Below are 22,493 nucleotides of genomic sequence, written 5' to 3' on the forward strand. Positions count from 1 at the left end.
TCGGTCCATAACGTGCAGGTGAACCGGGAAAGGCCCGGCCTGCGAGAGGAACCTCAGCTATGAGCGGACGACTGCTGATCTACGGCGCGACCGGGTACACCGGTCGTCTAGTCGCGGAGCGGGCGGTGCAGATCGGTCTGGACGTGACGGTGGCCGGACGGGACGCCGGAAAGGTCCGCGAGCTGGCAGGCGTGCTGGGCGTCGCGTCTCGCGTGTTTGACGTCGATGACGCCGACGCGGTGCGCGACGCGCTGCAGGACGTCGACTGCGTGCTCAATGTCGCCGGACCGTTCCGGCACACGGCCCGCCAGCTGATGGACGCGGCCATCGAGGCCGGCGTGCACTATCTCGACACGACAGCGGAGTTCGACACCTTCGCGCTGGCTGAGTCCAAGGACGCCGAAGCGTCTCGTGCCGGCGTCATGATCATGTCCGGCACAGGTTGGGACGTGGTCCCGAGCGACAGCCTCGCCCTGCACACCGCCCGCCGGGTGCCTGGTGCCGAGAAGCTCACGATCGCGCTGCGCGTGACCGGCAGCTTCTCCCGTGGGTCGCTGGCCAGCTCTGCCGGAATCGAGGACCTGGGCACCCTGGTACGCAGGTCCGGAGAGCTAACCCGGCTCGACACGGCCACCACGCGGTCGTTCGACTTCGGCAACGGCCCGGAGGACTGCGTGCCGGTCCCGATGGGCGACCTGATCACGGGACTGAGGTCGACCGGCATCGGGAACATCGAGGTGTTCCTGGGCACCGACGCGGGCTTCCCCGACGTCGACCCCGCTGACGCCGGACCCACCGCGGATGAACGCACCCAGGGCCGCTACCTGGCCATCGCAGAGGTGACCGGCCGTGACGGCGGGGCGGCACGGTCGCTGATCGACACCCCCACCGGATACACGTTCACGCAGCTCAGCTCGGTGGAGATCGCGCGGCGGGTGCTCGACGGGCAGTTCACCGCCGGGTTCCAGAGTCCCGCCTCGGCCTACGGCCCGGAGCTGGCCACCAGCATTGCGGACACCACCATCGTCGACCTCTGACAGCAGCCCCGGGCGACGGCGCCTGCGCTATGGCCGGGGCGACGAGCTCGTCGCCCCGGCCGAGCCGTTGCTCTCGACCAGTGCCACGGCGCGTCGTCGCACCGCCTCGCGCACGGACTCCGGGGAGAGGACCGTCAGCGGAACCCCCAGGCGCATCAGGTACTCCCCGAGCGACTCCGCGTCCGTGCCGCCGATCCGCACGATCGTGGCGTGCGGCCCGTCCGGCTCATGCGTACCGGCCGTTGGCGGCACCGTGCGCATCGCGTCGTCGAGCGAAAGCGGCAGGCGCACGACGGCGTAGATCGGGTAGTCGCTGACGAGCATCTCGGCAACCATCCGTGCGGCGTCGGGCGGGTCCTGCAGGCGCACCACCCGGCCGGTGGGGTGGACGTCGACCACGCGGTCGGCGCGGAAGGTCCGCCAGGCTCCCTTGGCCACGTCCAAGGCCACGAGGTACCAGCGGTTCCCCGTGAAGACCAGGCGGTACGGATCGACGTCGCGCACCGTATCGGTCCCCTGCATGCTCCGGTAGGACAGCGTGATCCGCTCGCTGCGCCGGCAGACCTGTGCCAGCCCGGCGAGCATCCCGGGAGAGAGCGGCTGCCCGCAGACCCGCGTGGTGTGCTCGAAGACGTCGTCCATCGCGCCGAGCCGGGACGCCACCCGGGCCGGCAGCAGCTGGCGCAGCTTCAACAGCGCCGACAGCACCGCCTGGTCGTCGCCGAGCACCCTGGTCTGCGCGGCCTCGCGCAGCGCCACGCTGACGGCCAGCGCCTCCTCGTCGTCGAGCACGAGGGGCAGGTGGCTGCGGCTCTCCCGGAGCCGGTAGCCACCCCAGTGGCCTGGATCCGACTCGACGTCGTAGCCGAGGTCGCGCAGGCGGGCGACGTCGCGACGCACCGTGCGCTCCGTGACGTCCATGCGCTGCGCGAGCTCGCCGGCCGTCCAGCTCGTCCGCGACCACAGGAGGGACAGCAGCTGGAGCAGCCGCGAGGAGGTGCTGATCACAACTGTCCAGCATAGGAGCGGACCCGTGCTCGGCCGGGACGCGGGCGGCCGCGCGGGTCGCGCCGCCGTACGGGTACTCCAGGCGCTGCCTGGGTGCACCGCACCCAGGCAGGTACACCCCGGCTCGATGACGCGCCCGCGCGTAGCCTCGAACGCATGGCGACACGAGAGAACGCGTTCGGGGAGTTCCTCACCGCCCAGCGCGCCCGGGTCTCCCCGCAGGACGTCGGCCTGCCGACAGCCGGCTCCCGGCGGGTCAAGGGCCTGCGGCGGGAGGAGGTGGCCGTCCTGGCGGGGGTCAGTGCCGACTACTACGCACGCCTCGAGCAGGGGCGCGAGCGGACGCCGTCGGCCCAGGTCGTCGAGGCGATCTGCACCGCCCTTCAGCTCGGCCCGGACGCGCAGGCGCACGCGTTCCGGCTGGCCCGCCTGACACCGGCCACGCTGCCCACGAGCGACCGGGTGGGCCCGGACATGCTGCGCCTGCTCGACAGCATGCCGGACGTCGCCGCGTACGTCGTCAACCCAGCCTTCCGGATCCTGGCGACCAACCCCGTCGCCGGGGAGCTGCTCGGCACCGAGCAGGTAGCCCAGGGGGCCGTGCCCTACCTGTTCACCAACCCCGCCTCACGCAGGTACTTCATGGACTGGGAGCACATCGCGCGCGCCGCGGTCAGTGCGCTTCGTCTGGCGGTGGGATACAACCCCGTGCACCCGGAGGTGTCCGCACTGGTGACCCGGATGAAGGACGAGAGCCCGGACTTCGCGCGCCTGTGGCGGGACCACCGTGTGACCGGCCTGAGCGCGACGACCAAGCGCATCGACCACCCCGCCGTCGGGCAGCTGGAGCTGGTCTACCAGACGTTCGAGAGCCGGGACGCGCCGGGGCAGCAGCTCACGGTCGCCACCGCGGCGGCCGGGTCGCCCAGCGCTGACTCGCTCGCGCTGCTCGGCACCATCGCGGCCGACCGCGCGGCCTCCACGAAGCACGCCGACCCGAAGTAGGACGCCCTCTGCAACCAGGGTGTGGCACACCCCGGGAGCCACTGCCTTCTCCACCGTCCCGTGCACCGCAGGCTGGAGCCGTACCGGACCCCCGGTGCGCACCACCACGAGAGGGCACTTCGATGGCACAGATTCTGGAGATCACCACACTCCGCCCCGCCCCCGGGCTCACCCCCGAGGACTTCGTCACCGCGAACGCCGACATCGACGAATACCTGCGGCGGCAGCCCGGATTCCAGTGGCGGCGGATCACCGTCCGCGACGACGGCACCGTCGTCGACATCGTCGCCTACGACAGCATGGCCCACGCCCGGGCCGGCGCCGGCGGCATCACCAGCGAGATGGGCGACTCCCCCGTCCACGCCACGATCGACCACAGCAGCGTCGACTGGCAGCTGACCACCGTCCTGCACGGCGTCGAAGCCTCCGCCGTCGCGGGGAGCTGACCAGGTGTGACCGGGCGCTCCCTGCTTCCCGGACCGGACCTGTCCGGGAAGCGACCTAGCGTCGAAGCACGTTCACGACCGAGAGGAATCAACATGACCGGCATCAAGTCCCCGGACACAGGCAGTGGGGCCGAGCACGACGCGGCCCGGCTGACCCTGGCCGACGCCGACGCCACCGCGCTGGAGGTGCGTGCGCTGTACGAGCAGATCGAGCAGCGCATCCTGCAGCGCACCTGGACCCTGCCCGAGCTGGCGGTCGGGTTCACCAACGACGCCGCCTACGTGGGCCGCCTCGTCCTGGCCGCCGAGCGCACCTGGGACATCGCCGGCGACGTCGACGCCGAGCTCAAGCACAAGCTCGCCGAGTGCATGTGGTGGCTCTTCGTCCTGGCCGACAAGCTCGACGTCGACCTCCCCGCCGCCTACGCCGAGACCATGCAGAAGATAGGAGGTGGGCTCCGTGGCTGACGCGCTGCCCCTGACCGATCACTTCGCCGCGTCCGACGAGCCGGAGCTCGTCCGTTCGCCCGCGGCTCGCTACGTCTTCGTCACGGGAGCGGGAGCCCCGGGCGACGACGAGTACTACCGCAAGAAGGCGCTGATCGTCGACGTCGCCCGGGCGCTCGCCCCTGCGTCGTCGCCCGGTGCGTCGGAGCCGGTGGCCGAAGGCCAGTACTGGTACCCCGAGGGCTCGACGCCGGTCGGCATCGCGGACTTCTACAGCGTGAACCCCGTCTCGGAGCTGCACTACCGCCTCATGGCCGCCGTCGGAGCCACAGCCAGCGACGAGGACATCGCGGCTGCTCGTCTCGCGGCGGGGAGCCCTTCGGACACCGCGCAGGACCGGCTCGAGCTGTTCGACCTGCCCGAGGAGACCGCCGTCCAGGTGATGCACCACGGACCTTTCGCGGGCGAGCTCGCCACGCTCGACCGGCTCGGCCGGTTCGCCGAGCGGACCGGCGTGGCTCGCAACGGGCCCCACCGGGAGATGTACCTCGACGCCTACACCAGCGAGACCCCGCAGGACACGCTGCGCACGATCCTGCGGGATCCCGTGGCCTGACTGTCGCCGACCGCTGTCAGGCGGCCCGCTCCCGGTCCGAGCAGGCAGCGGTACCGACCACTACGGCCGGCACCGCTGCCCCAGTGTTGGCAACGGAAAGCTCCTGGGCTTCTCCTGGTGTCTGAACCCCTACGGGGTCGCACACACACCTTCCTCCCAGGCGCCTCGGGATGAACTCCGTGCGAGATGACACCCGCGCGGAGGCGGTACGAGGCGAGAATCTCGCATCCAGGGTGTGGCACTCCTAGGCAGCTGCGTCCTTCCCCGGCCGCTGCCGCGGCCGAAGACTCAGGGTTATGAACATCGTGATCATCACCGGCGGCAGCCGCGGCCTCGGCGCCGCTACCGCACTCGCCTGCGCCCGACGCGGCCTCGGCGTCATCATCACTTACAACAGCAACCCGGCCGCGGCCGCGGCCGTCGTCGACAAGATCAAGGCCGACGGTGGTAAGGCGGTAGCGCTGGAGCTCGACGTCACGGACACCACAACCTTCCCGGCCTTCGCCACGAGCGTCAGCAGCACTCTGCAGGAGACCTGGGGCCGGACCGACTTCGACTACCTGGTCAACAACGCCGGCTACGGCCTCTACAACCCCATCGCCACGGTCACCGAGGAGCAGTTCGACGGCCTGTTCCGCGTGCACCTCAAGGGCCCTTTCTTCCTCACCCAGACCCTGCTGCCCCTGATCACCGACGGCGGTCACATCGTCAACCTCGTCAGCGCGACAAGCCGCGTGGCGACCATCGGTGTCGCGCCGTACGCCAGCTTCAAGGGCGGCCTTGAGGTGCTGACCCGCTACATGGCCAAGGAGTTCGGCGACCGCCGGATCCGGGCCAACTCAGTCGCACCCGGCGCCATCCGCACCGAGCTGGGCGGCGGCCTGAACGACGAGTTCGAGGCGCAGCTGGCCGGCCGCACCGCACTGGGCCGGGTCGGCGAACCCGAAGAGGTCGGTGGTGTCATCGCGAGCCTGCTCTCCGACGACAACCGCTGGATCAACGCCCAGTCGATCGAAGTTTCCGGAGGGTTCGACATCTGATGCTCGACCGTGGCCTCTTGCGGGTCAGCCCTTCCGGGTGCTCGATCGCATTCACAGCGCGGTAGGAGTCGGCCCACGTCGTGCAGCGGTTTCACCACAAGCCCTCCAGGCACGACAGACCCTGCCTGGAGGGGAGATGGCCTAGCTCAGGCGCATCGGATCCGCCCTTCAGGAACTCACAGTCCCAGCGACCGGCTCGACGTGTTTGCCATCGCGTCCAACGGGCGGATGTAGTGCCGGACGAGCGTGGAGATCTCCTTGTGGCGGGTCTGGGCGGCGATCCTGTCCAATGGGACACCGGCAAGGGCGGCGGCCGTGGCGTGCCCGGCACGTAGCGAGTGCCCCGAGACCCGTTCGCTCTCGATCCCCGCAGCTGCAGCCCGAGTGCGGATGATGCACCTGACGGTGTGGCCGCTGATACGTTCGACGGTCGCGCGGCCGTTCGAGCGAACCCTGGTGAACACGTTCCCCGGCCTGGTCCCCCGCACGGCGATCCAATAGCGGAGCGCGGCCACCGGATCGGTCCCGGCGTTCACACCGCTGGCGACCGCGACCACCTGCCCCTCCGCATCTGGGTCTCCCTTGGACCGCCGGATGTTCAGCAGGACACCGTCTCGCACGAACAAGACATCGTCGAGCGCCATCTCCGCCAGTTCTGACCGGCGCAGGGCTGAAGCGAAGCCGAGCAGGAGCAGCGCCCGGTCCCGTGCGCCCGCCGCGGTGCGCTTGTCGATCTGATCGACGATGGACCGGATGTCCTCGGTCAGCAATGCACGGGCCTGCCGACGGGGCGCGACGCCGAGGATGCGTCGCAGGCCCCGTCGCACCCTCCCGACAGTCGGGTCTACGATCGGGTCCGGGACGCCGGCCCGCTGGTGCTCGTACCCGATCGCAGCACAGCACGCCGTGATCGTGGCGTTGGCCAGACCACGCTCTGCCCGCTCTGCCAGGTAGGCACACACCGTCGCCGGATCGGCAGGCAACGACGCCAGCCCACGGCCCGCGCACCATCTGACAAAGAGGCGCCAGGCCGAGGCGTACGAGGCCAGCGTCGACGGAGCGCGCTCAGCAGAGATCGCTGCCGCCACACGGGCTGCGTCCTCAGCCGTCAGGCCGGAAAAGCCGCGGCCGGTGTGGATCGGGACAGGTTCGAGAAGTGTCGTCATGCCCGAACTACTACGGGGCGGCCAGTGCGCTCGCACGCTACTTACGGAAAGTTGCGTTTCTGTTGCGGTGCTCAAGTTCTACAAACCTTTCAGGCCCGGAGATCCGCAGATCTCCGGGCCTGACTTTGTAGCGGGGGCAGGATTTGAACCTGCGACCTCTGGGTTATGAGCCCAGCGAGCTACCGAACTGCTCCACCCCGCGGCGGTAACCCCTACTTTACGCACGCCCGGGGGCTGAGTGCAAACCGGGTCGGGCGGTAGAGACGCAGGTCACAAGCGATCGAACCGATGCGGCCGTGGAACGATCATCCTCATGCCGACGGAGCTGAGCGCCACCACCCTGACTGCCGACCGGATCGTCCGTCTCACCGACCAGCTTGCCGCACTCCCCCACCTGCGACCGGACCCCCGCACCAACGCGCTCTTCGGCGAGCTGGTGCAGACGGTCCTCGCGGCGCCCGACCGTCAGGCCCTCGAGATCCTCGCGCACCCGGAGATCAAGGATCGCAAGGACGTCGTCCGCGAGCTCTCGGCACGCGGCGAGACCGCGCTCGAGCACACCTGGGCGGAGCGCATCACGACGGCGCCCGATCCGGTGTCCGCACTGGGCGAGTTCCCGTACCTCGACAACTATCACCGGCTCACCGCCCTCGAGGTGCGCCTGCTCACCCATTCGGGCGGCACACCGGCGTCCGTCGCAGTGCTCGGCTGCGGGCCGCTCCCCCTGAGCACGGTGGGGTACGCCGACGCGCTCGGCTGCCCCGTCGTCGGCCTGGACCGGGACCCCGTCGCGGTCGCCCTCGCCCGACGGGTCACCACGCGGATCGGAACCCCACAGGTCCGGTTCGAGCAGGCCGACGCCGCCGACGTCGACCTCGCGGCGCACGACGCGGTGGTGCTCGCCGCACTGGTAGGGGCGACGCCGTCCGCCAAGGCGGCGATCATTGCGCAGATGGCCGGCTCGATGCGGCCCGGCGCCATGCTGCTCGCGCGGAGCGCGCGCGGCCTGCGCACCCTCCTCTACCCGCCGGTGGACCTGCGTGCCATGCCCGGATTCGAGGTGCTGGAAGTGGTCCATCCCACCGACGACGTCGTCAACTCGGTGGTGGTGGCCCGCCGGCTCGGCCGAGCATGACAGAGGCTCCCCGGTGCGAGCACCGGGGAGCCTTCGTCATGGTGCGCTCAGAGCGCGTCGGCTGGTGTCAGCCCGCCGAGCCGCTCTGCGCTTCCTCGGCCGCTATCGCGTCCTCCAGCGCCTGCTGCAGGCGGTCCTGCGCCTCGCCGTAGGCGGCCCAGTCACCGTCACGCTGGGCGGCGTTGGCGTCCGCCATGGCGTCGGCTGCCTCCTGCAGTGCGGCGTCCAGCGACCCGGTGCCACCCGCGCCGGCGCCGCCGGTGGGTTCGCCGCTCGGCTCACCCGAGGATTCGCCCGACGGTTCGGGCGTCGGATCGGTACCCGGTTCGCCCTCACCTGTCGGCGGAGCGATCGGCGCCTCGTCCTCGGCCGTACCCGCGTCGCCCGCCTGGGCACCCGAGTCACCGCCGAACACCTGGTCCAGCGCCTCGTCGAGCGTGTCCGCGAACCCGATGTCGTCACCGAAGGCGACGAGCACCTTGCGCAGCAGCGGGAACTGCGTGCCACCTGTCGACTGGATGTACACGGGCTGCACGTACAGCAGACCACCACCGACCGGCAGGGTCAGCTGGTTGCCTCGCCGCACCGTGGACGCACCGATCTGCAGGATGTTCAGCTGCTCGGAGATCGTCGGGTTCGAGTCGAAGTTGTTCTGCACCTGACCGGGGCCGGGCACCGTCGTGTCTCGTGGCAGCTCCAGCAGGCGGAGCTTCCCGTAGTCCTCTGCCTTCTTGCCCGCCTCGTTCCCCGCATCGGCATCCACGGCGAGGAAGCCGGTGAGCACCTCGCGGTCCGTGTTACCGCCCGGGATGAAGGTGGACGTCAGCGAGAACGACGACTCCTCCTGCCCAGGCATCTTCAGCGTGAGGTAGTACGGCGGCTGGAGCGGCGCGGTGGCAGCGTCCGACACCGGGTCGGCCGGGTTGTTCCAGAAGTCCTGACCGGAGAAGAACTCGGCGGAGTCCGTCACGTGGTACTGGCTGAGCAGCGTGCGCTGCACCTTGAACAGGTCCTCGGGGTAGCGCACGTGGCTCATCAGGTCCGCGGAGATGTCCTCCATCGGCTTGACCGACGTCGGGAAGACGTTGGTCCAGGCCTTGAGGATCGGGTCCTCGGCGTCCCAGGCGTACAGGTCGACCGAACCGTCGTAGGCGTCGACCGTGGCCTTCACCGAGTTACGGATGTAGTTGACCTCCTCCGGCAGCTCGACCGGAGCGCCGGAGGCAGTGGTGAGCGTGTCCGCGACGGCCTCGTCGAGCGGCGTCGACGTGGAGTAGGGAACGGCGTCGCTGGTCGTGTACGCGTCGACTATCCACTTCACGCGACCGTCCACGACCGCCGGGTACACCCGGTTGTCGAGGGTGAGCCACGGAGCGACCTTGCTGACGCGCTGCTGCGGGTCACGGTCGTAGAGGATCTGCGACTCGCTCGTCACACGGTCGGAGAACAGGATCTGCTCCTCGCCGAACTTCAGCGCGTACAGCAGCTTGCTGCCGAACGAGCCGACCTCCGGGCCGGCGTCACCCGCGAAGGTCGTGTTGACCTGGCCGCCGTCGTCCGCGTCGTCGGCCTGGTAGTCGAGCTCCCAGGGGTCGCGGGGGTCACCCTCCGGCTTGCCGACGACCGAGTACGTCTGGGTGCTCGGGCTGAAGTAGATGCGCGGCTCGTACTCGCCCTCCATGTCGGTGATCGCACCCTGCGACGGGATGCCACCCTCGAAGAACGCAGGACGGCCGTCCGGGCCGGGCTGGTTGCCGTACGCGGCGACGACGCCGTAGCCGTGCGTGTACACGGTGTGGTCGTTGACCCAGTTGCGCTGGTCCTGACCGAGGCCGTCGAGGTTCAGCTCGCGCACCGCGATCACGGTGTCGCGGGACTCGCCGTCGATCTCGTAGCGGTCCACGGACAGCGAGTCGTTGAAGTTGTAGTACTGCTTGTTCTGCTGCAGCTGACGGAACGACGGCGACACGATCTGCGGGTCCAGCAGGCGGATCGAGGCCGCGGTGTCGGCGTCCGCACGCAGCGCACCCTCCTCCGCCTCCGTCGTGGCGTCGTACTGTTCCTTCTCGATGTCGTCGATGTCGAACGCCGTCAGCGTCGCGTCGATGTTGCGCTGGATGTACTCGGCCTCCAGCTCCTGCGCGTTCGGGTTCACCTGGAACCGCTGCACGACGGCGGGGTAGATGCCGCCGATGGCGATGGCGGACACGACCATGAGGCCGACGCCGATCGCCGGCAGGCGCCAGTCGCCACGGAACGCGGTGACGATGAACAGCGCGGCGACGAAGATCGCGACCACGGTGAGGATGCCCTTGGCAGGGATCACCGCGTGCACGTCGGCGTATGAGGCACCGTCGAACCGGTCGCCCGCGTTCGTCAGGATCGAGTACCGGTCCAGCCAGTAGTTGCCGGCGATCAGCAGCAGGCCCACCGCGCCGATGATGGCCAGGTGGACGCGCGCCGCGGTGGTGGTCCGCGGACCGCCCGCCGCGGCCGGGCCGACCCGGAGGCCGCCATAGAGGTAGTGCGTGATCAGCCCGGCGATGCCCGCGATCACGACCACCGAGATGAGGAACCCGACCGTGAACCGCAGCGCGGGCAGCAGGAACACGAAGAACCCGAGGTCCATGCCGAACTCGGGGTCGGTCTCGCCGAAGGGCTCGCTGTTGAACGCCAGCAGCACCGTCCGCCACTGCGCGGAGGCAGCGACACCGGCGAAGAAGCCGACGAGGACCGGCGCGGCGACCATGACGACCCGGCGCAGCGGCTCGACCGCCTCACGGTACTGGTCGAGCGTCGCCTGCTCGGGAGTGCTGGGCGCGTAGATGGGGCGGGACCGGTAGGCCGCGGTGAACGACCAGAACACGGATCCGGCCATCAGCAGGAATCCGCCGGCGAACAGGGCGGCGCGCATGCCCCACTCGGTCCAGATCACCCGGGAGAACCCGAGCTGACCGAACCACATCACCTCGGTCCAGAACTGGGCTAGGAGAAGCAGGGCTGCGATCACGGCGGCGACCGCGACTATCGCCACCCCCAGCGGACTGCGTCGTCGGGCTCGGGGGGCGCCGCCGGAAGGGCGGCGAGGTGCTGCGGCGAAGGACACGACTGCGTTACCTCACGTCATCAAATGGTTGGGCCGTACCCAGGTGGAACGGCCGGGCTCTGCTCAAGGTTCCCAGCACAAGGTTCCCACATCCTCCAGATGTGCAACACACGGTCAACTACTCCACCGGGAGGTCAGGAACACGTCGGGAGGTCGCTGCCCTCGCCCCGTCCGATCTGCTCGACGGCGTCGCGGGCCTCGGCCAGCGTCGCGACCTTCACGACGTTCAGCCCGGCGGGCACGTTGCCGACCACCTGGGCGCAGTTGTCCGCCGGTGCGAGGAACCACTCCGCGTCGTCCCGGACCGCCCCGTACAGCTTCTGCTCGATGCCCCCGATCGGGCCCACCGTGCCTTCGGGGCTCATCGTCCCGGTGCCGGCGATCACCTTTCCGTTCGCCTCGTCCTCGGCGGTCAGCTTGTCGATGATGCCGAGCGCGAACATGGTGCCCGCGCTGGGCCCGCCGATGTTCTCGATCTCGATGGAGACGTCGACGGGGAAGTCGTAGCGCGGGTCGATGAAGACACCGAGCACCGCCCGCTCGCCGTTGCCCGACGTGGTGATGACGACGTCGGTCGTGCGCTTGCCCCGCTGGACCCCGAGCGTCACGTCGTCCCCCGGGTTCGTCTCGGCGAGCCCGTCGATGAGATCGGCGTAGGTGCCGACGGGCTCACCCTGGAACTCGACGATCACGTCGCCCTCGGAGAGCTTGCCCTCGGCCCCGGAGCCCGGCTCCGTCCCGGCCACGTCGAGGACGGCGGGCACGTCGTAACCGAGCTCGGTCAGTGCAGCCGCCGTCGCGGACTCCTGCGACGACACCATCTCCGCCTGGCTGAGCTCCTTCTGCTGCTCCTCGGTGGTCGCCTCGGGGAAGATCGCCTCCACCGGCAGCACCGAGCGCTTCGGGTCCAGCCAGCCCTGGATCACCTGGCCGGACAGCATCGGATAACCCGGTCCGCCCAGCACGGACACGGTCGTGAGGCGGAGCTCGCCCGTCGACTCGTACGTCCGGGCGCCCTCGATCTGGATCAGGTTCCGCTGCAGCGTGTCCTCGGTGGGCCCCGGCGAACGCATCGCGTACGGCGTCGGCACCACCAGCGCCACCGCGGAAAGGACCGCGGTGGCCAGCAGCGAGACGCCGAGCGTCACCGTGCGGCGCGAGATCGGTGCGACCTCTACCGGCGTGTCGTCGAACGGCGACGGGTCGGGCTGCGGGGCGTGCTGGCGGTCGCGCATATCGGTCACCGGACCATCATTCCTCACTTGGCTGAGGTTTCCGTGAAAGCCGCCCGACGGCGACGCGGCGCGGATCGCAGGGTGCCGATCGCCACGCCGTCCCTCTACGCCAATCCCTATGCCGTCGTGCAAAGATTTTCCACTTGAACGGTGTGTTATACCCCACGTCGCGCCGATAACACGCTACGGTCGTTCCGTGGCCCACGACGCCCTGACGTCCGTGGAGGTGCGCCGGAGCCGCCGTCGCACCGCGACGGTGAGCGCATACCGCGACGGTGGACGGACCATCGTCGCCATTCCCGCGCGCTTCTCTCGGGCCCAGGAACGTGAGTGGGTGGCCAAGATGGTGGCCCGGCTGGAGGACAAGGAACGGCGCCGCCGTCCGTCCGACCAAGAACTGATGGACCGCGCCGGCGAGCTCTCCGCCAAGTATCTCGACGGCCATGCCAAGCCCTCGAGCGTGCGATGGTCCACGAACCAGGGCCGGCGCTGGGGGTCGTGCACCCTGCTGGACGGTTCCATCCGCATCTCGACCCGCCTCCAGGGCATGCCGTCCTGGGTGCTCGACTACGTGCTGCTGCACGAGCTGGCGCACCTCCTGCATGCCGGCCACGGCCCGGAGTTCTGGAAGATCCTGGAGGTCTACCCCAAGACGGACCGGGCGCGCGGGTTCCTCGAGGGCGCGTCGTTCGCACAGGACGACCCGGGGGACATCACGTCCGACGACGGGGACGACTGACCCCTACGGGTGAGTATCCCTAGGACGTGAGCGGGGTCAGTCCTCGCCGAAGATCTCCTTGAGGGCCGCGTCGACGTCGGCGTGCTCGTTCTCCGCGGCCTCGCGGCGCACGAGGTAGCTCGACGGGTCGTCGAGGTCCTGCGTGCCCGGCAGCAGGTCCGGGTGGTCCCAGACGGCGTCGCGCCCCTCCGGGCCCTGGGCGCGGGAGACTATCGAGAACAGGGTCGCCGCGTCGCGCGACCGGCGTGGCCGCAGCTCCAGCCCGACCAGCGTCGAGAACGTCTGCTCGGCGGGACCGCCCGCGGCGCGCCGGCGTCGGATCATCTCGCGCAGCGGGATGGCGTGCGGCAGGTGCGGCAGGGCTGCGATGGCGCTGACCTCGTCGACCCAGCCCTCCACCAGGGCGAGCGTGGTCTCCAGGTTCAGCAGCACGGCCTTCTGCTCGTCCGTGTTCTGCAGCCCGAACACGCCGCCGGACAGTGCGCTGCGCAGGGCGTCGGAGTCGGCGAGGTCGATGTCGCGCACCTGCGCCTCGAGCGCGTCGAGGTCGATGGTGATGCCGCGCGCGTAGCGCTCGACTATCGACAGCAGGTGGGAGCGGAGCCACGGGACGTGGGTGAACAGGCGTGCGTGCGCGGCCTCGCGGACGGCGAGGAACTGCCGGACCTCCTCCAGCGGGGCGTCCAGACCGTCGGCGAACGCGGCGACGTTGGTGGGCAGCAGCACGGTGTCGGAGCTGTCCAGCAGCGGCAGGCCGACGTCGGTGGCGCCGAACACCTCCTGCGAGAGCGTGCCGGCGGCCTGACCGACCTGCATGCCGAACACCGCCGAGCCGAGCCGGCGCATCATCTGGGTCGGGTCGATGGAGCCACCGAGCCCGTGCAGGACACCGGCGGGCATCCCGGGGATCGCCTCGCCGTCGTCGATGCCCTCGGGGAGCTGGTCGCGCAGCACCGTGGCCAGCGCCTCCGAGACGGACGAGGCGACGGGCGCCGCCAGCTCGTTCCAGACGGGCAGCGTGGCCTCGACCCATTCGGACCGGTTCCACGCGTGCCGCTTCCCGCCGGCGGGCGGGAGGTCGGTGACGGCGTCGAGCCAGAGCTCGGCCACCGCGAGCGCGTCCGTGGCCTCCTTGGCCTGCTTGCCGGTCAGTGACGGGTCGCCCTTGCTGACGGCGACCTGCCGCGCGACGTCGTGCGCGACATCGGCGTTGACCGGTCCGGTGCCCTCGGCCGAGAGCATCTTCTGCACCTGGGCCAGCGCGTACTGCATCATCACGGGGTCGGGTGGTCCGCCGAGCGCGGTCGGGTCGATGCCGCGTTCACGCATCTCGGCCATCACGTCGTCTGCGCCGTCGCCGAGCATCGAGCGCAGCATCTCCTCCCACGACTGGGGGGCATCGCCGGGCTGGTGCTGGTCGCTCATAGGGTCACCGTAACCGGGTGGGCAAGCTCTGCGCCGTCCATTTGGCTCTGGGCGCACACGGGAACTTTCCGGTCCGCGCGCTGCGCTGGATATACCTCTGGAACTGTGGATGAGGGCCGGGGGCGTGCGACGCCGTCGTGCATGGTTGTCGCCATGAAGCCCCCTCCCCTGCTCCGGCTGCGCCCGGGCACACCGGTGCTCAGCCGCGGCGGCGGCCAGATGCAGTGCGGTTCGGACCCACGCTGGTCGTTCGTGCTGACCGGGCTCACACCCGCCGAGGAGACGTGGCTCGAGGAGATCGCCGAACGGCGGCACGTGACCGTCGAGCAGTCGGCTGCGCGGTGCGGTGTTCCCGCCGACCGGCGCGACGAGATCATGACCGCCCTGTTCCGGGCGGGCGTGCTGGTGCCCGTGCCGGCAACCGTCGGCGCGGTGACGGCTCCGGCCGACGGCGCCGCGGACGCGACGGTGCTCGGCATGCTGCGGCCCGACGGCGCGGGGCTCGCGACCCTGGCCGACCGCGCACGGCGGGTGGTCGGCGTCGTCGGGCTCGGGCGGCTCGGCACGGCGGTCGCGCTGCACCTGGCGACGGCGGGTGTCGGCGGGCTGCTGCTGCACGACCCGCTGCCGGTGCAGATCACCGACGTCGGGCTGGGCGGCCTGCGGGCCGTCGACGTCGGACAGGCGCGCGACGACGCCGTCCGGTCCATGCTGGCGGAACGTTCCCCTCGGGTGACGGTGCGGGTCGACGACAGCAGGGCGGGCGGGACGGGGCTGGACCCGACGACCCTCGATGTCGTGGTCGTCACCGAGCCGCACGCCGCGCACCCTGCGCGGTACCAGCGGCTGCTCGGCCTCGGGGTACCGCACCTGCCGGTGGTGGTACGGGAGGCGGACGTGGTGGTCGGGCCGTTCGTCCGGCCGGGCCGGTCGGCCTGCGTCACGTGCGTGGACCTGGCCCGCACCGACGCCGACCGGGAGTGGCCCGCGCTGGCCACCCAGCTGCGCAAGGTGGCGGAGCCGACGCACGAGGCGACGCTCGCAGCGGTAGGAGCGGCGACGGCCGCGAGCCAGGTGCTCGCCCAGCTGGACGGGCACCGGCCCGCGGCCGTCGGTGCATGCCTGGAGATCTCGCTCCCGGCGGGGCTCCCCCGCGTCCGACCGGCGGAGCCGCACCCGCGCTGCGGGTGCGTGGTCCTGCCAGCTTGACGCCTTACGTCCGGACGCCTCGCGTGCGGGCGCCCTACGTCGAGTGCGGGATGTCCGCCCGACCAATGGTCGTTGACCGGGCGAACATCGCGCACTCGACGCTGCGGCTGGATCAGGCCGCTGCGACGTTCTCCGACTTGCGCGGCCGCCCCCGGCCACGCTTGCGGGCGACAACGGCGCCGTCGACGAAGACCTCGCCACCCCAGACGCCCCAGGGCTCGTTCCGCTCGAGGGCGCCGGCGAGGCAGCCCTCGATCAGGGGGCAGGTGCGGCACAGGGCCTTGGCCTGCTCCACCTGAGTGCTGTGCTCGGCGAACCACAGCTCCGGGTCGTTGGTACGGCACGGCAGCAGTGTGTCCATCAGCCGGTTGAACTCCGCCGAGTCCGAACCGATCCCGCTCGTGACGGGGTGTTGAGGTGGGTCCCAGGGGCCCGAACCGCCCTGGGGAAGAGTGTCGAGGAGCGCAGTGAGGCGCACGGTTGTCTCCTGTGTCCTGTAAAGAGAACGTCGTCGATGAACGTCTGGGGGAACAGGACCCCGAGCTAGATCTCGGCCGGCCGGCCCTGGCGGGGCCGGGTCTCCGGGCAAGAATTAAGGCCGCGGGTCCTAGATGGACTCCGCGGCCTGGATGACTCGGTCGTTAGACCGGCGAGTCTCCTGGAGATGCGGAGTCGGGTGCGAGAGCGGACGGCTTGTTGCCTCCGCGGTGAGTGCGCGCGCGGAAAGGCAGAGCTGCGCCGATTGCCTGAACGGGCTCGTTGCCGAGCACGTACGTGCACGCGTGCAGATCCGTCTGCGGAATCATGTTCATCTCCAAGACACCCACCTCCTCACTCGAATCCGGGCCAGACCTTAAGGTCTCGCCCACTGCCGTCAGGGACATGTGAACACTATGCCGGGGCACCGGGGCGAGCCAACTCTTTTTCCAAACTTTCTTGAGAAGTTTTTCGCCGGTCCCGGAACGGCCCACCCTGCAGCCATTTCGGGGCCTCCGAACCACTCGAAAGTTCCCCTCGCCGGACCACCTGACAGCCACTACGGGCCGATCAGGTGCTCGGTGCGCTCGCCACGATCGCGAGGATCGTGGCGCCGTACCTGTCGATCTTTGCCGGACCTATCCCGTCCACGCGAGCAAGTTCGGCTATGGCCGAAGGTCGGATCTCCGCGATGGCCGCCAGCGTCGCGTCGGTGAGCACCGTGTAGGCGGGCTTGTCCGTCTCACGGGCGACCTCGAGGCGCCAGTCGCGCAGGGCGTCGAAGAGCGCGACGTCGTGCTCGCCGGTCAGCAGTGCCCGGGCCTGACCCTTCGTCGTGGTGCGCGCCCTGGGCGAACGTGGGTCCTCCGGCCACAGCCCGTCGAGGAACCTGGTGCGCTTGCGTGTGGGCCGGCCGCCCGGGTTCCGCGCCCGCCCGAACGACACCTCCAGGTGCTCGCGCGCGCGGGTGATCCCGACGTAGAGCAGCCGGCGCTCCTCGTGCACGGCGTCGTCGGACTCCGCGAGCGAGATCGGCATCAGCCCCTCGCTCATGCCGGCGAGGAAGACGGCGTCCCACTCCAGACCCTTCGCCGCGTGCAGCGAGGCGAGCGTGACGCCCTCCACCGTCGGCGCATGCTGCGCCGCTGCGCGTTCGTCGAGCTCTGCGACGAGCAGTGCGACCGTCGCGGGAGCCTCGGGGGTCGCGGCGGCGGCCAGGTCGTCCGCGAGCGAGACGAGCGCCTGCATGGCGTCCCAGCGCTCCCGGGCGGCGCCACGCGCTGTGGGCGGCTGGTCGGCCCACCCTGCGGTGGCGAGGATGTCGCGTACCTGGTCCGGCATCGGGAGCTCCGGGTCGGCCGATCGGGCGGCGCCGCGCAGCAGGACTATCGCGTCGCGCACCTCCTTGCGCTGGAAGAACCGCTGCCCGCCGCGCACGAGGTAACCCACCCCGGCGTCGGCGAACGCGGCCTCGAACGCCTCGGACTGCGAGTTGGTCCGGTACAGCACGGCGATCTCGCTCGGCTTCACGCCCGACTGGATCAGGCGGGCCGCCCTGCCGGCGACGCCCTTCGCCTCGGCCTCGTCGTCGTCGTACGCCGTGAAGGTGACCGGCGGGCCCGGCTTGCGCTGCGCGATGAGCTCCAGCGCCTGGTGCGCGCCGCCCCCACGGCCGGCGCGCTTGAGCACCTCGTTGGCGAGGTTCACCACCTGCGGCGTGGAGCGGTAGTCACGCACGAGCCGGATCTCCTGCGCCTCGGGGTAGGTCCGCCGGAACTCCAGGAGGTGGCGCGGCGAGGCACCGGTGAAGGAGTAGATGGTCTGCGACGGGTCGCCCACCACGCACAGCTCCTTGCGCCCGCCGAGCCACTGGTCCAGCAGGAACTGCTGCAGCGGCGAGACGTCCTGGTACTCGTCCACGACGAAGCGCCGGTACTGCGAGCGCACCTCGTCCGCCACGATCTTGTGGCTGTTCAGCATGTCCCCGAGCATGAGGAGCACGTCCTCGAAGTCGATGACCTCGCGTTCCGTCTTCACGTCCTCGTAGGCCGTGATGAGGCGGGACACCGTCTGCGGGTCGTAGCCCGACGGCGCCTCGCGGCCGGTCGCGAGCAGCGCCTTCTCGTAGTCGTCGGCGGTGATGAGCGAGACCTTCGCCCACTCCACCTCGCTGCTCAGGTCGCGGACGGCGACGCGGTCCACGCTCAGGCCGAGACGGCGCGCCGCCTCCGCGATGATCTGCGCCTTGTGCTCCACCAGCCGGGGCGGGGCGCCCCCCACCACACGCGGCCAGAAGTACCCGAGCTGCCGCAGCGCCGCGGCGTGGAACGTGCGGGCCTGCACGCCCTGGACGCCGAGCTCGCGCAGCCGCGTGCGCATCTCCCCCGCCGCGCGGGCCGTGAACGTCACCGCGAGCACGCTGGTCGGCGCGTACACGCCGATGCGCACCCCGTAGGCGATGCGGTGGGTGATCGCACGCGTCTTGCCCGTGCCCGCACCCGCGAGCACCATGACCGGCCCGTTGAGCGCGAGCGCCACCTCGCGCTGCTCGGGGTCGAGGGCGGTCAGGATGTCGTCGGGGCTCATCGGTCCAGGATGATTCGAACCGGCAGCGGAGTTGGTCTGGGTGAGCATCGTCTGCGATTCTCGCAGCACCCACCGACAAGGAGTACTGATGTCCGATACGACCACGTCGAACCACCCGCCCCTCCCGGCGGACGGCACGGTCCTGATGTACTCGACCACCTGGTGCGGGTACTGCCGTCGGCTGCGTACGCAGCTCGACTCGGAGGGCATCGGCTACACGGTCATCGACATCGAGGAGCAGCCCGAGGCCGCCACCTACGTGGAGCAGGTCAATGGCGGGAACCAGACGGTTCCCACGGTGGTCTACCCGGACGGCTCGGCGGCGACCAACCCGAGCCTCGCGGACGTCCGGCTGGCGCTGGCGAACTGACCCGGCCCTGGGGCTCCCGGATGGTCGGCAGAATGTCAGGTAGTCGGTAGTCCGAGGTGCCGACCACCTGACGAACTGCCGACCACTCGCGTCTCCGCCCGACCGCCTCAGTCCTCGATGCGGGCGCCATACCAGTCCTCGATCAGGGAGCGGGCGATCGAGGCGCGCCCCGGTAGGCCCAGGTCGCCGTCGGCCACCGCGGCGGCCACCTCCGCGCGGGTGAACCAGTCCGCCTCTGCGATCTCGTCCTCCTGCCGTACCAGCCGCGTGGTGGTCCCGCGAGCACGGAAGCCGAGCATGAGCGACGCCGGCAGCGGCCAGGACTGGCTGCCCCGGTACTCGACGGTCTCGGGGTCGACGACGACCCCCACCTCCTCCATCGTCTCGCGCACCACTGCCTGCTCGAGCCCCTCGCCGGGCTCCACGAAGCCGGCGAGCACTGACCGTCGGCCCGGACCCCACTGCGGGCCACGGGCCAGGAGCAGCCTGTCGTCGGCGTCGGTGATCGCCATGATCACCGCGGGATCAGTGCGGGGGAAGTGGTTCGTGCCGTCCTTCGGGCAGTGCTGGACCCAGCCACCCTGCACGACTTCGGTCCGCGTGCCGCACCGCGGGCAGTGGGTGTACACGGCGTGCCACTGGGACAGCGCGATGGCCTCGACGACGAGCCCTTGCTCCAGGTCCGGCTCGTCGAGGCTCCGCAGCCCCGCCCAGTCGACGTCGAGCCCGGGCTCCGCCTCGGCGTCGGCCAGGACCGCGGCGAGGTAGGCCACGCCGTCCGCCTCGCCGAGAAAGAGGTGCAGGCCGACGGCGAGGTGCGCGACGTCGTCGGGCGCGAAGAGCGCCACGCGCTGACCGGCCATCGCCACCCGGTTCCCACGGACGACCAGCAACTGGGTGCCGCGCTCCTTGAGGAGGTCGCCGACGAGGCCGGGTTCTTCGCGGCGGTGGGCGGCGCGGTAGTGGGCGGCACGCGCGAACGGGAGGTCGAGAGCTGACACAGGGTCGACAGTAGTCGGCCGTCCCGGCACCCGGATCGCGGCTGCCCGAGCATCTGCCGTCACGCTCGCCCGGGCCTTGCCTCACAAGACTTGTATTGCAAGTCTTGCTACGCAAGGTTAGAGTTCTCCACATGACCGAAGAGCGCATCGCAACGAACCTCCGTAAGGGAGTGCTCGAGTACTGCGTGCTCGCGCTGCTCTCCCGCGGTGAGAAGTACGGCCTCGAGCTGGCCGACGACCTCACCGCACGCGGGCTCATCGCAAGCGAGGGCAGCCTCTACCCGCTGCTGGCCCGCATGCGTGAGAACGGACTCGTCGAGCCCCGGTGGGACTCGTCCGGTACCGCGCGCCCCCGCCGCTACTACGCCATCACCGAGGACGGCACCAAGCAGCTCGCCGCGTTCGCGCAGGTCTGGACGTCGCTCGCCGCGCAGGTCAACGCACTGCTGGAGGGATCACGATGACTGAGAGGACCGCGATGAAGGCGAACACCGAGGACGCCTACCTGCGTGACGTGGGCAAGCGCCTGCGCGCGCTCACCCGTGAGCAGCGCGACGCGGTGCTCGACGACGTCCGGGCGCACTTCGCGGACGCCGCGGATGCGGGCCGCACCCCGGAGCAGGCCGCGGAGAGCCTCGGCGATCCCGCGCAGTTCACCGAACGAGTGCGGGCCGAGCTGGGCCACGCGCCTGACCGGACCGAGCGCATGTGGCGCATCCTGCAATGGCTCGCGGCCGGTGTCGCGGTCTTCACCGCGATGTTCGTGACGTACCTGTTGCCCGACACCCGTGGCGACGAGTTCAACGAGCCGGGCTTCGAGGTCGTCCTGCTCCACCTCATCCCCGCACTGATCGCCGCGCTGCCTATCTTCGTGCCCGCGCGGGTTCGCAGGGTCGCCACCACGGCGGTGGCGATCGTGCTGACGGTGGCGAGCTTCGTCGTCTTCCAGGGCGCGTCCGACCTCTCCTTCTTCCTCCCCAGCGCCATGCTCGCGTGGGCCGCGCTCATCGTGCCGATCATCGCCAGTCACGGTCGCCCCGCGGCCGGGTGGCGCATCACCGCCGGCGTGCTCACGGCTCTGCCCGCATCGCTGGCCCTGGTCGGCGGGCTGGTCGGCAGCTGGGAGGTGACGGTCGAGATGGTGGTCTACACCGTCGCATTCCTCCTGCTCGGCGTACTGATCGCTCTCGGCAGGTCGTGGGCGGGCATCGTCCTCGCCGCGGCAGGCGTGGCGCTGCTGGTCGAATCCACCCTCAGCCCGGGACTGCTCGTGCTCGCCGCGTGGTGGGCGGGCGGGCTGCTGCTCACCGTCGGTGTGAGCCACACCCTCGCGTACTCCCGGCCACGCAAGCCCGCAGAGAAGTAGCGGCGCCAGGAACCACCAAGCCCACCAGCCTCCCCCGAGGTCTGGACGCAGCTCGCCGCGCACACCGATGCCCTGCTGGAGGAATCACGATGAGCACCACGATGACCGAGAGAACCAAGAGGGCCTCGATGAAGGCCGAAGAGTCCTACCTGCGCGACATCGGCAGGCGCCTGAAGGCGCTCACCCCCGAACAGCGCGACGCGGTGCTCGACGACGTCCGGGCGCACTTCGCGGAGGCCGCCGACGCGGGCCGCTCCCCCGAGCAGGCCGCGGAGAGCCTCGGCGACCCCGCGCAGCTCACCGAGCGGGTGCGGGACGAGCTCGGCCACGAATCGGACCGGACCGACCGCATCCGGCGCGTCCTGCTGTGGCTGACGACCGGTGTCGCGGTCTTCACCGCGATGTTCCTCTCCTTCTGGAACTCGGACGGATCCGTCTCGATGCCGAACACCCAGTTCGAGGCGCACGGCTTCGGTGGCGTGCTGTTGAACCTGGCACCCGCGCTGGTCGCCGCGCTCCCGATCCTCGCGACCACGCGTGCCCGCCCTGTCTTCACCGCAGCCGTCGCGATCCTGCTCACCGTTGTGAGCTTCGTCTTCCCCGAGAGCTGGGCCTTTGTCCCCACCGCCATGCTGGCGTGGGCAGCGCTCGGGACGCCGGCCGTCGTCCGGAACGGCCGGCCCGCTGCTGCCTGGCGCATCGCCGGCGGCGTGCTCACGGCCCTGCCCGCGTCCCTGGGCTTCATCGGCATGCTCAACGGCGCCTTCGGCACGGACGTCTGGTCCCTGCTCATCACCGTGATCTCCCTCGGCCTCGGCGTGCTGATCGCCCTCGGCAAGCCGTGGGCCGGCATCCTCGTGGCCGTGGGCGGCGGGGCGCTGCTCGTCTACTCCGCGCTCGATCCGGGGTACATCGTCCTCGCCACCTGGTGGGCAGGCGGACTCTTCCTCACCATCGGCGCGAGCCACGCCCTCATGCTCACCAGGCTGCGTACACCCGCACGCCAGGGGTGAGATGGCACAGGGCGGGAGCAGGGACACACCACCGCCCTGTGCCATGGCACGCGAACACTGCAATAC

At 70.5% G+C, this 22,493-nt stretch carries 21 protein-coding genes and 1 tRNA gene; 13 read left to right on the top strand and 9 right to left on the bottom strand.

Annotated features, from left to right (window positions below; genetic code table 11):
* Positions 1-59: 59 nt before the first annotated feature.
* Positions 60-1,037 carry a saccharopine dehydrogenase NADP-binding domain-containing protein gene (locus AB0I32_RS19695; RefSeq protein WP_357509051.1) on the top strand — a complete coding sequence of 326 codons (978 nt, stop codon included), beginning with the start codon at positions 60-62 and terminating at the stop codon, positions 1,035-1,037.
* A 27-nt stretch (positions 1,038-1,064) separates the two neighbouring features.
* Here the strand turns inward: AB0I32_RS19695 and AB0I32_RS19700 are convergent, their stop codons facing one another.
* Positions 1,065-2,045 carry a YafY family protein gene (locus AB0I32_RS19700; protein ID WP_357509053.1) on the bottom strand — a complete coding sequence of 327 codons (981 nt, stop codon included), beginning with the start codon at positions 2,043-2,045 and terminating at the stop codon, positions 1,065-1,067.
* A 156-nt stretch (positions 2,046-2,201) separates the two neighbouring features.
* Here AB0I32_RS19700 and AB0I32_RS19705 point away from each other — a divergent pair, with 156 nt between their 5' ends.
* The 5 genes from AB0I32_RS19705 (at position 2,202) to AB0I32_RS19725 (ending at position 5,599) form a co-directional block, all read left to right on the top strand.
* Positions 2,202-3,050 carry a helix-turn-helix transcriptional regulator gene (locus AB0I32_RS19705; protein ID WP_357509055.1) on the top strand — a complete coding sequence of 283 codons (849 nt, stop codon included), beginning with the start codon at positions 2,202-2,204 and terminating at the stop codon, positions 3,048-3,050.
* A gap of 122 nt (positions 3,051-3,172) precedes the next feature.
* Positions 3,173-3,496: a hypothetical protein gene (locus AB0I32_RS19710; protein WP_357509057.1), complete on the top strand. Its 324-nt coding sequence runs from the start codon at positions 3,173-3,175 to the stop codon at positions 3,494-3,496.
* Between the two features lie 93 nt (positions 3,497-3,589).
* A complete protein-coding gene (locus AB0I32_RS19715; RefSeq protein WP_357509059.1) occupies positions 3,590-3,964 on the top strand; it encodes a hypothetical protein in 375 nt (124 codons plus the stop codon).
* Complete coding sequence (locus tag AB0I32_RS19720; RefSeq protein WP_357509061.1) at positions 3,957-4,559, top strand: GyrI-like domain-containing protein; 603 nt, start codon at positions 3,957-3,959, stop codon at positions 4,557-4,559. Before AB0I32_RS19715 ends, AB0I32_RS19720 begins: the two co-directional genes overlap by 8 nt.
* Before the next feature lie 296 nt (positions 4,560-4,855).
* Positions 4,856-5,599, top strand: coding sequence for an SDR family oxidoreductase (locus AB0I32_RS19725; protein ID WP_357509063.1), 744 nt, complete (start codon positions 4,856-4,858; stop codon positions 5,597-5,599).
* A 176-nt stretch (positions 5,600-5,775) separates the two neighbouring features.
* Here AB0I32_RS19725 and AB0I32_RS19730 read toward each other — a convergent pair whose 3' ends face one another.
* Entirely contained in the window at positions 5,776-6,765 is a 990-nt protein-coding gene (locus AB0I32_RS19730; RefSeq protein WP_357509065.1) for a tyrosine-type recombinase/integrase, read from the bottom strand.
* Positions 6,766-6,893: 128 nt separating this feature from the next.
* Positions 6,894-6,967 (bottom strand) — tRNA-Met (locus AB0I32_RS19735).
* 111 nt (positions 6,968-7,078) lie between these two features.
* Here AB0I32_RS19735 and AB0I32_RS19740 point away from each other — a divergent pair.
* Complete coding sequence (locus AB0I32_RS19740) at positions 7,079-7,900, top strand: nicotianamine synthase family protein (RefSeq protein WP_357509066.1); 822 nt, start codon at positions 7,079-7,081, stop codon at positions 7,898-7,900.
* Positions 7,901-7,967: 67 nt separating this feature from the next.
* Here the strand turns inward: AB0I32_RS19740 and AB0I32_RS19745 are convergent, their stop codons facing one another.
* Together AB0I32_RS19745 and AB0I32_RS19750 are read right to left on the bottom strand one after the other, a co-directional pair.
* Complete coding sequence (locus AB0I32_RS19745; protein ID WP_357509068.1) at positions 7,968-11,006, bottom strand: UPF0182 family protein; 3,039 nt, start codon at positions 11,004-11,006, stop codon at positions 7,968-7,970.
* 134 nt (positions 11,007-11,140) lie between these two features.
* Positions 11,141-12,241 carry a PDZ domain-containing protein gene (locus tag AB0I32_RS19750; protein ID WP_357509106.1) on the bottom strand — a complete coding sequence of 367 codons (1,101 nt, stop codon included), beginning with the start codon at positions 12,239-12,241 and terminating at the stop codon, positions 11,141-11,143.
* Positions 12,242-12,437: 196 nt separating this feature from the next.
* Between AB0I32_RS19750 and AB0I32_RS19755 the strand changes: the two genes are divergently transcribed.
* Positions 12,438-12,980 carry a M48 family metallopeptidase gene (locus tag AB0I32_RS19755; protein WP_357509070.1) on the top strand — a complete coding sequence of 181 codons (543 nt, stop codon included), beginning with the start codon at positions 12,438-12,440 and terminating at the stop codon, positions 12,978-12,980.
* A 36-nt stretch (positions 12,981-13,016) separates the two neighbouring features.
* Here AB0I32_RS19755 and AB0I32_RS19760 read toward each other — a convergent pair whose 3' ends face one another.
* Positions 13,017-14,405: a zinc-dependent metalloprotease gene (locus AB0I32_RS19760; protein WP_357509072.1), complete on the bottom strand. Its 1,389-nt coding sequence runs from the start codon at positions 14,403-14,405 to the stop codon at positions 13,017-13,019.
* 153 nt (positions 14,406-14,558) lie between these two features.
* On the opposite strand from AB0I32_RS19760, the gene AB0I32_RS19765 reads away from it, so the two are divergent.
* Positions 14,559-15,614 carry a ThiF family adenylyltransferase gene (locus tag AB0I32_RS19765; protein ID WP_357509074.1) on the top strand — a complete coding sequence of 352 codons (1,056 nt, stop codon included), beginning with the start codon at positions 14,559-14,561 and terminating at the stop codon, positions 15,612-15,614.
* A gap of 112 nt (positions 15,615-15,726) precedes the next feature.
* Here AB0I32_RS19765 and AB0I32_RS19770 read toward each other — a convergent pair whose 3' ends face one another.
* Entirely contained in the window at positions 15,727-16,092 is a 366-nt protein-coding gene (locus tag AB0I32_RS19770) for a WhiB family transcriptional regulator (RefSeq protein WP_116673785.1), read from the bottom strand.
* A 569-nt stretch (positions 16,093-16,661) separates the two neighbouring features.
* Positions 16,662-18,677, bottom strand: a complete 2,016-nt coding sequence (locus AB0I32_RS19775; protein ID WP_357509076.1) for an ATP-dependent DNA helicase UvrD2 — start codon at positions 18,675-18,677, stop codon at positions 16,662-16,664.
* 88 nt (positions 18,678-18,765) lie between these two features.
* Here AB0I32_RS19775 and AB0I32_RS19780 point away from each other — a divergent pair, with 88 nt between their 5' ends.
* Complete coding sequence (locus AB0I32_RS19780; RefSeq protein WP_357509078.1) at positions 18,766-19,047, top strand: mycoredoxin; 282 nt, start codon at positions 18,766-18,768, stop codon at positions 19,045-19,047.
* 107 nt (positions 19,048-19,154) lie between these two features.
* Here AB0I32_RS19780 and nudC read toward each other — a convergent pair whose 3' ends face one another.
* Positions 19,155-20,048 carry an NAD(+) diphosphatase gene (nudC, locus tag AB0I32_RS19785; protein WP_357509080.1) on the bottom strand — a complete coding sequence of 298 codons (894 nt, stop codon included), beginning with the start codon at positions 20,046-20,048 and terminating at the stop codon, positions 19,155-19,157.
* A gap of 131 nt (positions 20,049-20,179) precedes the next feature.
* Here nudC and AB0I32_RS19790 point away from each other — a divergent pair, with 131 nt between their 5' ends.
* The 3 genes from AB0I32_RS19790 to AB0I32_RS19800 all read left to right on the top strand — a co-directional run bounded on the left by AB0I32_RS19790 (position 20,180) and on the right by AB0I32_RS19800 (position 22,427).
* Positions 20,180-20,512 carry a PadR family transcriptional regulator gene (locus AB0I32_RS19790; protein ID WP_357509082.1) on the top strand — a complete coding sequence of 111 codons (333 nt, stop codon included), beginning with the start codon at positions 20,180-20,182 and terminating at the stop codon, positions 20,510-20,512.
* Positions 20,509-21,414 (top strand): DUF1700 domain-containing protein, encoded by a 906-nt coding sequence (locus tag AB0I32_RS19795; RefSeq protein ID WP_357509084.1) that lies wholly within the window; start codon positions 20,509-20,511, stop codon positions 21,412-21,414. The genes AB0I32_RS19790 and AB0I32_RS19795 overlap by 4 nt, the downstream gene beginning before the upstream one ends.
* Positions 21,415-21,503: 89 nt before the next feature.
* Positions 21,504-22,427 (top strand): DUF1700 domain-containing protein, encoded by a 924-nt coding sequence (locus AB0I32_RS19800; protein ID WP_357509086.1) that lies wholly within the window; start codon positions 21,504-21,506, stop codon positions 22,425-22,427.
* The last annotated feature ends 66 nt before the right edge of the window (positions 22,428-22,493 follow it).

This window comes from Promicromonospora sp. NPDC050249 (genome assembly GCF_040656015.1).
GTDB lineage: Bacteria > Actinomycetota > Actinomycetes > Actinomycetales > Cellulomonadaceae > Promicromonospora.

What these genes read in the sequence shown, in the direction of transcription:
- AB0I32_RS19695 (WP_357509051.1), top strand. Translation starts at nt 60, where the DNA reads ATGAGCGGACGACTGCTGATCTACGGCGCGACCGGGTACACCGGTCGT.
- AB0I32_RS19705 (WP_357509055.1), top strand. Translation starts at nt 2,202, where the DNA reads ATGGCGACACGAGAGAACGCGTTCGGGGAGTTCCTCACCGCCCAGCGC.
- AB0I32_RS19710 (WP_357509057.1), top strand. Translation starts at nt 3,173, where the DNA reads ATGGCACAGATTCTGGAGATCACCACACTCCGCCCCGCCCCCGGGCTC.
- AB0I32_RS19715 (WP_357509059.1), top strand. Translation starts at nt 3,590, where the DNA reads ATGACCGGCATCAAGTCCCCGGACACAGGCAGTGGGGCCGAGCACGAC.
- AB0I32_RS19725 (WP_357509063.1), top strand. Translation starts at nt 4,856, where the DNA reads ATGAACATCGTGATCATCACCGGCGGCAGCCGCGGCCTCGGCGCCGCT.
- AB0I32_RS19730 (WP_357509065.1), bottom strand. Translation starts at nt 6,765, where the DNA reads ATGACGACACTTCTCGAACCTGTCCCGATCCACACCGGCCGCGGCTTT.
- AB0I32_RS19740 (WP_357509066.1), top strand. Translation starts at nt 7,079, where the DNA reads ATGCCGACGGAGCTGAGCGCCACCACCCTGACTGCCGACCGGATCGTC.
- AB0I32_RS19750 (WP_357509106.1), bottom strand. Translation starts at nt 12,241, where the DNA reads ATGCGCGACCGCCAGCACGCCCCGCAGCCCGACCCGTCGCCGTTCGAC.
- AB0I32_RS19760 (WP_357509072.1), bottom strand. Translation starts at nt 14,405, where the DNA reads ATGAGCGACCAGCACCAGCCCGGCGATGCCCCCCAGTCGTGGGAGGAG.
- AB0I32_RS19765 (WP_357509074.1), top strand. Translation starts at nt 14,559, where the DNA reads ATGAAGCCCCCTCCCCTGCTCCGGCTGCGCCCGGGCACACCGGTGCTC.
- AB0I32_RS19775 (WP_357509076.1), bottom strand. Translation starts at nt 18,677, where the DNA reads ATGAGCCCCGACGACATCCTGACCGCCCTCGACCCCGAGCAGCGCGAG.
- AB0I32_RS19780 (WP_357509078.1), top strand. Translation starts at nt 18,766, where the DNA reads ATGTCCGATACGACCACGTCGAACCACCCGCCCCTCCCGGCGGACGGC.
- AB0I32_RS19790 (WP_357509082.1), top strand. Translation starts at nt 20,180, where the DNA reads ATGACCGAAGAGCGCATCGCAACGAACCTCCGTAAGGGAGTGCTCGAG.
- AB0I32_RS19795 (WP_357509084.1), top strand. Translation starts at nt 20,509, where the DNA reads ATGACTGAGAGGACCGCGATGAAGGCGAACACCGAGGACGCCTACCTG.
- AB0I32_RS19800 (WP_357509086.1), top strand. Translation starts at nt 21,504, where the DNA reads ATGAGCACCACGATGACCGAGAGAACCAAGAGGGCCTCGATGAAGGCC.